Genomic DNA, 10,775 nt, shown 5'->3' with positions numbered 1-10,775 from the left:
GCCCATTCCCGTTCCGCCCCCGCCCCCGCCCCCGCCCCCGCCGCCGCCCTGCCGGGCGCTGTCCCTGGCCCCTTCACCCTTGCCGCGCCCGCCGGAAGCCGATGGGCGCGACGGCCCCTGGATCGGGATTTCGAAGTCGGCCGGAATCGGGTCGAGATCCAGCGCGTCGCGGATGAAGTCGCGCAGCGCGATCACCAGCTCGTGCGTCGGCACAGGGCGTCCCGCGATCAGCTCGCGCGCGGCGTAGCCGGCGAGGCGGACATGCTCCTCCGTCCCGAGCAATATGATATCCGACAATGCTGCCTCGACCGCGTCGCGGATGCGCCGCGCGCGATCCGATCCCGTCGCCGCCGGGTCCGGATCCGCGACGGCCCCGCCTTCGCCGGAGTCGCTGCGCCGACGCAGGTCGCGCAGATGCGTCGGGTCGACGGTGAGATTGCTGGTAAAGGACCCACCCAGGACCTTATAGGCCGCGATCAGAGTCCGCAGCCGCTCGTTGATCTGGCGGTTCATCCGTTCGCGGCGCTGCTGGATCGTCACCATCATCAGCAGGCGGATGCCGACGCCGAGCAAGGTGACGAGCGCCAGGCCAAGGATCGTCGCCAGCACGCTCTGCCATGAACTGAAATCCAGGTTGCGCATTGCCGCCTCCGTTCGCCGGCACCGTCATGCGCCGCGGGCGAGCCTATCGCATCCGTCGACAGATGACACGGCCAGCGCTCGTCGCCGCCCGACACCTTTCCGGCGCAGTACTATTGCATAGCCATATAGTGGGAATAAACTGACCCGCGACTCGACAGTTTCGGAGAAGCGTTTTCGGGAGAGGCGTGATGACCGCGATCACTTTGCCTGCCAATGATCTGTTTTCCGTGATCACCACCGGTGACCGGCGCAATCGCGGCATCTCGCGGCGCGCACTGCCGGGCCTGGCATGGCTCGGTGAGTCTCATGTCGATTATGCCGCCGACACGGAGTCGCAGCGCAATCTCTGGGCGGTGCGGCTTGATGAAGCGGTGCGCGCGGCCGAGCGGCCGGTCCTGCTCGTCGCCAGCGGCGCGAGCTGCTTCGCCACCGCCTGGTGGGCGCGGCTCTCGCCATCTTCCTATGTGTCGCGCGTCGCGGGCGCCGTGCTGCTCGATCCGCTCGGCCATGGCGGCGACCTTGCGGTCGCGGAGAAATTCGCCTCGCCGTCGATCGTGCTCCCCTTCCCTTCAGCGATCTTCGATGGCGATACGCGGCGCAACGATCTCGAGCCGCTTAACCTGTTGGCGGAAGGTTGGGGCGGCGCGATCCTCGACCAGGTCGTCGATAATGATCCGCTCGACGCGGGCAGCCCCTGGCAGCAGGCGCATGCGTTCGTCGCGCGCGCGGCGGCACGCGTGGTGGAGCGCCGGATGCGCGTCGCCGACGCGCTTGGCGTCATGACCTGAGCCGATTTCCGTAAACCGGTAATTCGCCACTATCCGGACCGCTGCCGGCGGATTACCAGCACGGCATGCCGACAGGATTTGCAGGACTGGGCCTGATGGGCGAGCCGATGGCCGCCAATCTGTGCCGCGCGGGGGTCGACCTCATCGTCTATAATCGCTCGCCGCGGTCGCGTGACGCCTTGCAGGCACTTGGCGCGGGGGCAGTCGACACCCCTGCCGCGCTGTTCGACGCGTGCGACACGGTGATCCTGATGCTGGCCAACGACCAGGCGACGGACCAGATACTCGACCGTGGCGGGGCGGATTTCGCCGCCCGTGCCGGCGGGCATCTGATCATCAATATGGGGACACATTCGCTCGCCTTTGCGCAATCGCTCGAGGCGGATGTCCGGGCCGCGGGCGGCAGTTTCGTCGAAGCGCCGGTCTCCGGCTCGCGCCTGCCCGCCGAAGCCGGTGCGCTGGTGGCAATGCTGGCCGGCGATCCCGACGCCGTGGCGCGTGCGCGGCCACTGCTCGTCCCGATGTGCCGCGAGATGATCGAGACCGGTGCGGTGCCGTCGGCGATGGCGATGAAGCTGGCGGTGAACCTGTATCTGGTCGCGACGGTCGCAGCGCTGGGCGAGGCTGCGAACCTTGCGCGCGCGCTCGATCTGGACCTGGGTCTGTTCGAGCAGATCATCGCATCCGGCCCGCTGCGCAGCGATGTCGCGGCCGCCAAGCTCGCCAAGATGGTACGGGACGACTTCGCACCACAGGCAGCGATCCGCGATGTGTGCAAGAACGCAAGCCTGGTCGCCGACGCCGCCGCGGCGGCTGGCGCGGCGGCACCCTTGCTCACCGAAAGCCGGCGCCTGTTCGAAACCGTCCTTGCCGCAGGACATGGCGAGCAGGACATGGCGGCGGTTGTCACGGCCTTTCACGAGGCCGGAAAGCCGGCGTGACGCGAAGCCTCAGAACCAGGTCCGCACGCCAATCACGAAGCTGGTCGCCCCGGCATTCTCACCCGCAAGCCGGGCATAACGCGCCGTGTCGCCGAGGCGGCGATCCCAGGACACGCCAATATAGGGCGCGAATTCACGGGTGACCTCGTAGCGCAGGCGCAAACCGAGCTCGACATCGCTCAACCCGGCACCGGTGCCGGTTTCCGGCACGTCCTGCGCGGCGAAGTTCAGCTCGGCCCGTGGCTGCAGCACCAGGCGCTGAGTGATGCGCTGGTCATAATAGCCCTCGACCCGGGCGAGCAGATCACCCTTGTCGGACAGGAACAGCGCGCCTTCGACCTCGAACCAGTAGGGCGCGAGCCCTTCGAACCCGATCGTCGCATAGGTGCGCGAGGGATTGGGCGTGATGTCGTGCCGCACGCCGGCCTGAAGGTTGAAATAGGGGCCGATCGCGCGGCTGTAGAGCGCCTGGATTTCGGCGTCCTCGACGCCCTCGCCAAAGCTGCCCGAGCCTTCCGACTTCACCACCAGCCGGTTGATGTCGCCGCCGAACCAGCCTTCTCCGTCCCAGCGGAAACCGTCACGGCCATCACGCACCTGATATTCCGCGAGATTGAACATCACTTGCGAGAAATTGCCGCCGCCATGTTCGCGGCGCAGTTGCCGGCGCGACGCGGCCATAGTGTCCTTGCCCCAGACGGTATCGGCATAATTGGCCTCCGACGCGGCGGGCGCCGAGGCATCGCCCGCCGGCAGCGCGGTGCCGCCAGGGCCGTGCGCGGGCGCGTCCGGGCTCGCGGCCGGCATGCCGGGCATGACATGGCCGGCGTGCGGATCCTCGGCCGGCGCCGCCTGCGGCATTGCCATCGACATGGGCGGCATGTCCGGGCTCGCTGCGGGTGCCGGTGCAGCAGCCTTTGCCGGAGTAGGGCGCTTGGCAGCCGGCGGGGCTTTGGGTCTCGGTTTCGGCTTTGCCGCCGGTTTGGCCGGCATGGTCATGCCGGGCATCGATTGATCCATGGACTGAGCGCGCGCAGGAACGGCGACCGTGACCAGCGATGCGCCAGCGAGAAGCAGCAGGGTCTTCATGCGCCATCGCCCAGGCGCGGGCGGACCGTCACAACCTGCATCATTCCGGCATGCATGTGGTAGAGCATATGGCAGTGAAAGGCCCAGTCGCCGACCGCATCGGCGGTGACGTCGAAGGTCACTTTCCCGCCGGGCTGGACCTGCACCGTATGCTTGCGCGGCGCATGGTCGCCATGACCGGTCACCAGCTCGAAGAAATGGCCGTGCAGATGGATCGGATGGCCCATCATCGTGTCGTTGATCAAGGTGACGCGGACGCGTTCATTCTCGAGAAACGGGATCGGATCCTTCACCTCGCTCAGCTTCTCGCCGTCGAACGCCCACATATAGCGTTCCATATTGCCGGTCAGATGGATCTCCATCGCGCGGTCGGGCGCGCGTACGTCCGGATTGCGATCGACCGCCATCAGGTCGCGATAGACCAGCACCTTGTGGCCGACATCCTGCAGCCCCTGGCCGGGTTCACCGGTACGATCGACCGGCATCGGCGAGATGGTCTGCACCGTCGGGCTCTTCCTGACCCCACCCGCGTTGGAAAAGTCGCGCATCGAATGCTTCATGCCGCCGGCGCCGTGGTTCATGCCCGGCATATCGCCCATGCCGTCGCTCGCCGTCGCAGCGCGATCCGTCGGTGCGGCCGAGGCCAGCGTGCAATGGCCCATCGCTGCATGTTCGGGCGGACAGTCGCCGCCGACCACCGGGGCAGCACCCATGTCGCCCATGCCCATGTCCTTCATGGTCGCGAGCGGACGTTTGCGCAGCGGCGGCACCTCAGCGGTCATGCCCTCACGCGGCGCCAGCGTGGCGCGCGCCATGCCCGACCGATCGATCGCCTCGCCGACCAAAGTATAGGCGCGGTCCTCGACGGGCTCGACGATCACGTCATAGGTCTCGGCAATCGCGATCTGGAATTCATCGACGGTGACCGGACGCACCGGCTGGCCGTCGGCCTGAACGATGGTCAATCGCAGTCCCGGGATACGTACGTTGAAGGTGGTCATCGCCGACGCATTGACGAAGCGCAGCCGCACCCGCTCGCCGGGCCGGAACAGGGCGGTCCAGTTGTCGCGCGGGCCATGGCCGTTGATCAGATAGCTATAGGTGGCGCCAGTGACGTCGGAGATATCGGTCGGGTCCATCCGCATCCCGCCCCACATCAGCCGGTCCCTGAGCGGCTGATCCTTGCCCTTGATCAGATCGGCCAGCGTCTGTTTCTGATAATTGAAATAGCCGCCCTGCTGCTTGAGCTTCTTGAAGATCATATGCGGGTGAAGCGGACTGTGGTCCGACAGCACGATGACATGTTCGCGGTCCGACCGGATCGGGTCGATACCGGCCGGGTCGATCACGATCGGGCCATAATGGCCGATCTGCTCCTGCAGGCCGGAATGGCTGTGATACCAATAAGTGCCCGATTGCCGGACCGGGAATTCATAGACGAAGGTCGAGCGCGGTTTGATCCCGGGAAAGCTGACGCCGGGCACGCCATCCATCTGGAACGGGACGAGCAGGCCGTGCCAGTGAATCGAGCTGTCTTCATCGAGATCATTGGTGACCGACAGGCGGACCGTCGTCCCTTCCTTCAGCCGCACCAGTGGCGCAGGAACAGTGCCGTTGATCCCGATCGCGTGGCTTTGACGGCCATCGACGGTCATCATCTGATGCGCGATGCGCAGCGAGATGTCGGTGCCCGCAACGGTCGGCAGCGTGGCCGCGATGCCCGCCGACACCGGCTGCGCCCAGGCGGGGAACCAGCTTGAGAGAGCAGCGCCGCCGCCGGCCAGCGCCGCGCCGCGTAGCAAGGTACGGCGATCGAGCATGGATACAGTCATTGTCTTTGCGATCGTCCTGGAAGTCGTGGCGGTCATGGACTGGAATACGCGGCCCGTTCCTCAACCCCTCAACATTTTCTCCAGTTTCTGCCGTGCGCGGTACACGCGCATCTCGACCGCCTTTTCGCTGATGCCGAGGATCTGGGCGGTTTCCGCCTGGGACAATTCATCGATCGTACGCAGCACGAGCGGCTCCTTGAGTGAGGCCGGGAGGTTGGCGATCGCGCGCATGGTGATCGCCAGTGCCTGCCTGTCGGCAAGCATGGCGTCGGCGGGCGCCGCGCTGTCGGCCACCTGTTCCGCATCGCTGAGCGGCGCGGCAAAGGCGAGGAAGCGGCGCACCGCGCGGCGGCGCGCCCAGTCATGGCATTTGTTGATCGCGATGCGCGCGACCCAGACGCGGAACGGCCGGGTCCGGTCAAAGCGCGCCAGCGCCGAAAAGGCCGCGATGAAGCTGTTCTGCGTCACGTCGAGCGCTTCATCGGCATCGCCGATCTGGCCGCGGACGATGCGATAGACAGTGTCGCGGTGGCGGTGCATTAGCTCGCCATAGGCCGCCTGCCGCCCGGCCAGCGCAAGCGCGGTCAGCTCGCCGTCGGAACAACCGGCGAGATCGCCAATTACCTCATCGCCAGTCACCCGACCAAGAGTCACCTCTCCTTGGCCGTCAGCGCCCCAACCACGGCCTGATCGAATTTGACGGCCTGATCAGGCCGCAGCACGCCGCGCATGGCGAAGATATGCTCAAGCGTCTCTTTCTGGAGCTGGCCCATCGCCTGATGCGAGCGATCGATCGCCGCCGCCACCTTCGGCCCATAGCCATGCTCCGCCTCGATCGCTTCGGCGAGCCGCGCATTATCGGCCCTGAGCTCAAGTTCGAGCGCACGCCGCCGTACCGCGAACCGCTGCTCGATCAGGTCGATACGGCCATGCTGTTCCTTGTCGAGATTGAGCTGCTCGTGCAGCAGCTCATGGAGTTGATTCTCCACCGGCCGTTCGGGAACGACGAACTCACGGCCGACAACCACGCCGGCAATCGCCGCTGCAAAGGCGATGAGCGCGATGAGAATGATCCGGCGATAGTCTCTCACTCGGCGGTTCCCAGAAGCGTCGAGGGGGCAAGCGCCGAGGGCGCGCCGAGGGGCGAGATCGGCGCGGCACGGGCGGACGTGCCGGGAAGGGCAGCGCCGGCGATGCCGATGGCAAGCGCCATGACCGCCGCCACACCAAAGGCCCTGGCGCTGAGCGGCGGCGCAGCGGCACGCGCCGCCAGTTCGTCGAACACCGCCGCATCGATCGTGGCGAGGCCGGGATGGACCGGCGCATCCCGCAAGCGCGCAAGTATCGCGTCAATGTCGTTCATGCGTCAGTCTCCGAGCCCATATATGTCATACGCAGCGGACGGCGATCACCCTCACATCGACTTTGGCAAAAGTACCGAGGGGTAAGCTCCGCCCTTGCGTATTGAGCATATCGACCCCGAAGGAGATACCAATGAACTTTGTGCGTACGGCCCTTTTGGCGACTCTTGCCCCCGCCGCTCTTGCCGGTCTTTTCGGGACAGCCCCCGCCCTGGCGCATCCCAGGCTGCTGTCCGCGCAACCGGCGGCCGGCGCATCGGTCGCCAAGCCGACGCGGATCGCGCTGGCCTTCAGCGAAAAGCTCGTCGCGCAGATGTCGGGCATGGATGTGGTCATGACCGGTATGCCCGGCATGGCCAATCACGCGCCGATGAAGATGGGCGGCTTCAAGACCGCGCTCGACAAGGATGGCAAGACGCTGGTCGCGACTTTCGCGCGCGCACTGCCGGCCGGGACTTACCAGGTGCAATGGCATGTCGTCTCGGTCGACACGCACCGCGTGGAAGGCCGCGTCGCCTTCACCGTGAAATAATCGCTTGGACGACTGGCCGATCATTGCAGTCCGTTACGGGCTGTTTGTCGATCTCGGGCTGTTGTTCGGGATGGCGTTGTTCGGCCTGTATGGAATGCGGGGCGCGGATCGGGATGGACGCACTTCCATCCCGATCCGGCCCCTGCTCCTTGCCCTGGCAAGCGTTGGGGCGATGCTTTCGGGCTTCGGGTTCGGGCTGCAGGCAGCCGGTATGGCCGGGACCTCCTTCACGGACGTCGATCAGGCGACCCTGATCATGCTGTTGTCCGGGACGGCGCTGGGCTGGGCCTTGTTGACACGGCTTGTCGCCCTGTCCGGCGTGCTGATCTGCGCACCGGCCATTGCCCGACGGCCGGTCGCGGCGCTGCTTCCGGCATCGCTGCTTAGCGGCGTGGCGGTCGCCACCCTCGCCTGGTCGGGGCACGGCGCCGCCACCGAGGGCATGGCGGGCTGGATCCATTTGCTGTCCGACATCCTGCACCTACTCGCGGCTGCGGCTTGGCTTGGGGCGCTCTTCGTCCTCCTGTTGCTGGTGATGCGGGACCGGGCGACAGCGGATATCGAGCAGGTGCGCGCCACCCGGCATGCGCTTGCCGGGTTTTCGACCATGGGAACAATCATCGTCGCGCTGCTGGTCGCCACCGGGCTGGTCAACGGCGCGTTCCTCGTCGGCGCCGATCATATCCAGACGCTCCCTGCGACGCCTTACGGGCAATTGCTGATCGCAAAGCTGATACTGTTCGGCGCGATGCTCGGCCTGGCCGCGCTCAACCGTTTTTGCCTGACACCGGCCCTGGAGGTCGCGCTAGATCAGAGTACACCGCAAGTTGCACTCGCGCTGCTGCGTCGCAGCCTTGCCGTCGAAGCCGGCCTTGCGCTGCTGATCTTCGGGCTTGTCGCCTGGCTCGGAACGCTCGCCCCGCCTGTTGCCGGTATTTAAGCTCGGGATTGACCGGCACGGTTCACTCCCGCCACACTGGTCCGTTGACCTCAAGGCCGCGCTTTTCGAGCTGGTCGAGCACCCCGTCGCGCTCGGCCAGCACCCGGAGCGGCACGACCGCGAGCGTGACGCCGGGCTTCACCGTGGCGTCGCGGATCGCATCGACCCATTGCTGGCGAAGCGCGGGGCCGAAGCCGTCATTGGTCCAAGGCCAGCAGCGTCCCAGCGCTTCCTCAAGCGGATTGGCCATCACTGCCGGAACGTCGAGCTTGGTCCAGGCCCGGCCGCGGTCGGTGACGATATCGGGCCCTGCCTCGGTCGCGGTCATCGCTGCCTCTAGGCAGGGAATATGGGTTTCGGCGGCCGCCCCGAAAAGATTGTCGAGCATGTCCTCGCCGCGCACTTCGCCGACCGGCTGAGTCGGTATGTTCGCGTGCCGCGCGGCCTTGCGCACGACATCGGACGCGTCGTTGGTCGTGTTGCGATTGAAGGCGAGGCGCTTCGACAACAGGTCGAATGCCGCCATCAGGAAATTCTGCCGCGTATAATCCTGATCGAAGCGGCGTTCGAGCGTCTGCAGCCGCTGCAATTGCTGTGGGCTCAGATAATCCGCCGCGACGCGCCCCTTGGGCAGCTTGGTCAGCCGGCCACCCTTGAAGATGAGCCGGAAGATGTCGCCGGGCGATATCTTCGCCTTGGTACCGAGGACGATGCGCTGCGCCCGTTCGGTCGCCCCCTCCAGCCGCTCCGGCTGCCACGGCGTCGCCTTGGGAACCTCAGCGATCTCGCCAACCAGGATGACCACGCCGGCGCTTGTCTCGATCGTCCACATTGGGGCGCCCGAGCGCCGCGCCGTGACCACGATGTCCTCACTGGCGTCGGCCAGCACCGTCGCCTGCTGTGCCTGAACCGGGGCCGGCGCCGCGGCGACCGCCGTCCCGGCGGCAAACAGCAGAGCCAAGAGGCTTATGATCTTCATCCGTCACTCCAGCTCGCGCGCAACACGCTCCCTCCCGCCCTAAGAGGCCGAGGTCGGGTTCGGGAAGCGCTTTTTTTTTGGCAGCGCAGCCGGCGTCAAATCAAAAATTGACCAACCGGTCGGTCATCTATTGCACTTTCCCCTGCGAGATAATAAGACTGACCGGTCGGACTGCTAATGAGCAGGCGCGCATCAGGGATCGGGGAGAGCGAAATGACAAGAGGCAAGCTGAGTTCGACGACGGCGATGGTCATTGGGCTATGGGCGGCTCCCGCCACGGCCCAATCGGTAGCCTCTCAGGCAACCCAACCCAGCGTCACGCCTCAAACATCGGCTCCGTCCGATGCAGTCCCGGAGAGCGCGCAGGCTGATGGCGATGGTCGCCTTGCCGACATTGTCGTGACCGCCAACCGCCGCGCCGAAGCGCTCCAAGACGTCCCCGCCGCGATCACTGCCATTTCCGGCGACACGCTGACAAACAACAATATCTCCGACCTCTCTGGCATCGCCAACCGCACCCCCGGGCTGAGCTTCGCCGCGTTCGCGGCGGGTCAGCCGGAAATCGCGATACGCGGCGTCGGCACCAAGGAGGACGGGCCCGCCGCCAGCGATTCGACCGTCGTCTCGGTCGATGGCGTCTATATCGCCGCGCGCTCCGCCCAGGTGTTCGACCTGTTCGATCTCGAACGGGTCGAGGTGCTTCGCGGGCCACAGGGTACGCTCTACGGCAAGAACTCGATCGGCGGCTCGATCAACTTCGTCACCTTGCAGCCGAATTCGACGCCGCGGTTCAAAGCCCGCATCAAGATCGGCAATTATGGCAGGATGGATGCCGCCGGCCTGGTGAGCGGCCCAATTGCCGATAATCTCTATGCCAAGATCGCCCTGAGCTACCGGTCCAATGACGGCTATCTGCGTAACGTCCTTGTCGGCAGCCCCTATTACGGCCAGCGCTGGGGCGAGACGGAATCGTTCAGCTATCGCGGCACGCTGCGCTGGGAACCCAGCGATCGCTTCAGCGCCAGCGTGACCGTCGACGGCACGCATGACGACAATGGCGCGACCAATCGCGAACCGGTGGGCAGCCAGGGTCCGCTGCACAATTGCGGGTGCGCGTCGGATCCGATGGCAGTCAACGCGGCGCTCGGTGGCGCCGGCAGTCCCTTTACAACGCTTGCGTCGGTTGAAGGCTATACCAAGCGCAATATCTTCGGCGTGAGCCTGCAGCTTGCCTATCAGTTCGATTTCGCGACGCTGACCTCGATCAGTAGCTATCGCCGTACGAGCTATGATTATCTCGAGGACTCATCGGGCCTGCCGCCATCGAGCGTCTTTACCGACCTGACCGGCGCATCCGGGAATCCGAACAATGTCCTGCTTGGCCCTGCGACCAACGGCTTCACCTTCAAGATCACCGATGCGGTCAATGAAAAGCCACGGCAATATACCCAGGAGTTGCGGCTCACTTCGCCGTCGGGCGAGCGGTTCGACTGGATCGCCGGCCTTTTCGCGACCAAAGAAAAGAATTTCCGGATCGAGGGCTTCAACTTCCCGGCGCTGGGGCGGAGCGATCGCCTGCCGAGCATCTCCAATTCATATCAATCCAATGACGGCTTTGCCTATGCCGGCTATGCCCAGGCATCCTACCGGCCGCTCGACAAGCTGAAGATC

The 10,775-nt window shown here is 65.8% G+C and carries 12 protein-coding genes; 5 read left to right on the top strand and 7 right to left on the bottom strand.

The window, feature by feature from the left end:
• Positions 1-642, bottom strand: a 642-nt coding sequence (locus ACRECS_RS27030; RefSeq protein WP_431586073.1) for a hypothetical protein, incomplete at its 3' end; no start/stop codon positions are given.
• A gap of 188 nt (positions 643-830) precedes the next feature.
• On the opposite strand from ACRECS_RS27030, the gene ACRECS_RS27025 reads away from it, so the two are divergent.
• On the top strand, positions 831-1,430 hold the full coding sequence (locus ACRECS_RS27025) for an alpha/beta hydrolase (RefSeq protein ID WP_431586072.1): 600 nt from the start codon (positions 831-833) through the stop codon (positions 1,428-1,430).
• Between the two features lie 65 nt (positions 1,431-1,495).
• Positions 1,496-2,371 carry an NAD(P)-dependent oxidoreductase gene (locus ACRECS_RS27020; protein ID WP_431586071.1) on the top strand — a complete coding sequence of 292 codons (876 nt, stop codon included), beginning with the start codon at positions 1,496-1,498 and terminating at the stop codon, positions 2,369-2,371.
• Between the two features lie 9 nt (positions 2,372-2,380).
• Here ACRECS_RS27020 and ACRECS_RS27015 read toward each other — a convergent pair whose 3' ends face one another.
• From ACRECS_RS27015 to ACRECS_RS26995, 5 genes are read right to left on the bottom strand one after another with little or no spacing between them, the layout of a single operon-like run.
• Positions 2,381-3,460 carry a copper resistance protein B gene (locus ACRECS_RS27015; RefSeq protein WP_431586070.1) on the bottom strand — a complete coding sequence of 360 codons (1,080 nt, stop codon included), beginning with the start codon at positions 3,458-3,460 and terminating at the stop codon, positions 2,381-2,383.
• Positions 3,457-5,292, bottom strand: a complete 1,836-nt coding sequence (locus ACRECS_RS27010; protein ID WP_431586069.1) for a copper resistance system multicopper oxidase — start codon at positions 5,290-5,292, stop codon at positions 3,457-3,459. The genes ACRECS_RS27015 and ACRECS_RS27010 overlap by 4 nt, the downstream gene beginning before the upstream one ends.
• 60 nt (positions 5,293-5,352) lie before the next feature.
• Positions 5,353-5,946 carry an RNA polymerase sigma factor gene (locus tag ACRECS_RS27005; RefSeq protein ID WP_431586068.1) on the bottom strand — a complete coding sequence of 198 codons (594 nt, stop codon included), beginning with the start codon at positions 5,944-5,946 and terminating at the stop codon, positions 5,353-5,355.
• Complete coding sequence (locus ACRECS_RS27000) at positions 5,943-6,383, bottom strand: periplasmic heavy metal sensor (protein ID WP_431586067.1); 441 nt, start codon at positions 6,381-6,383, stop codon at positions 5,943-5,945. The genes ACRECS_RS27005 and ACRECS_RS27000 overlap by 4 nt, the downstream gene beginning before the upstream one ends.
• The gene (locus ACRECS_RS26995) at positions 6,380-6,655 is read right to left on the bottom strand and encodes a hypothetical protein (RefSeq protein WP_431586066.1); all 276 of its coding nucleotides are present in this window, start codon (positions 6,653-6,655) and stop codon (positions 6,380-6,382) included. The genes ACRECS_RS27000 and ACRECS_RS26995 overlap by 4 nt, the downstream gene beginning before the upstream one ends.
• A 131-nt stretch (positions 6,656-6,786) precedes the next feature.
• On the opposite strand from ACRECS_RS26995, the gene copC reads away from it, so the two are divergent.
• Together copC and copD are read left to right on the top strand one after the other, a co-directional pair.
• Positions 6,787-7,185 (top strand): copper homeostasis periplasmic binding protein CopC, encoded by a 399-nt coding sequence (gene copC / locus ACRECS_RS26990; protein ID WP_431586065.1) that lies wholly within the window; start codon positions 6,787-6,789, stop codon positions 7,183-7,185.
• Positions 7,186-7,189: 4 nt separating this feature from the next.
• A complete protein-coding gene (gene copD, locus ACRECS_RS26985) occupies positions 7,190-8,125 on the top strand; it encodes a copper homeostasis membrane protein CopD (RefSeq protein WP_431586064.1) in 936 nt (311 codons plus the stop codon).
• A 22-nt stretch (positions 8,126-8,147) separates the two neighbouring features.
• On the opposite strand, the gene ACRECS_RS26980 is transcribed toward copD, so the two are convergent.
• Entirely contained in the window at positions 8,148-9,104 is a 957-nt protein-coding gene (locus tag ACRECS_RS26980; RefSeq protein ID WP_431586063.1) for a TraB/GumN family protein, read from the bottom strand.
• Between the two features lie 213 nt (positions 9,105-9,317).
• Between ACRECS_RS26980 and ACRECS_RS26975 the strand changes: the two genes are divergently transcribed.
• Positions 9,318-10,775 (top strand): TonB-dependent receptor (locus ACRECS_RS26975; RefSeq protein WP_431586062.1); only part of this gene is annotated, 1,458 nt, incomplete at its 3' end.

It is taken from the genome of Sphingomonas sp., assembly GCF_050725575.1.
In the GTDB taxonomy this organism is placed as follows: Bacteria; Pseudomonadota; Alphaproteobacteria; order Sphingomonadales; family Sphingomonadaceae; genus Sphingomonas.
The sequence above is the reverse complement of the archived record's forward strand: the minus strand, read 5'-3'. Positions and strand labels throughout refer to the sequence as shown.

Coding starts and splice junctions, on each gene's coding strand:
- ACRECS_RS27025 (WP_431586072.1), top strand. CDS start 831: ATGACCGCGATCACTTTGCCTGCCAATGATCTGTTTTCCGTGATCACC.
- ACRECS_RS27020 (WP_431586071.1), top strand. CDS start 1,496: ATGCCGACAGGATTTGCAGGACTGGGCCTGATGGGCGAGCCGATGGCC.
- ACRECS_RS27015 (WP_431586070.1), bottom strand. CDS start 3,460: ATGAAGACCCTGCTGCTTCTCGCTGGCGCATCGCTGGTCACGGTCGCC.
- ACRECS_RS27010 (WP_431586069.1), bottom strand. CDS start 5,292: ATGACTGTATCCATGCTCGATCGCCGTACCTTGCTACGCGGCGCGGCG.
- ACRECS_RS26995 (WP_431586066.1), bottom strand. CDS start 6,655: ATGAACGACATTGACGCGATACTTGCGCGCTTGCGGGATGCGCCGGTC.
- copC (WP_431586065.1), top strand. CDS start 6,787: ATGAACTTTGTGCGTACGGCCCTTTTGGCGACTCTTGCCCCCGCCGCT.
- ACRECS_RS26980 (WP_431586063.1), bottom strand. CDS start 9,104: ATGAAGATCATAAGCCTCTTGGCTCTGCTGTTTGCCGCCGGGACGGCG.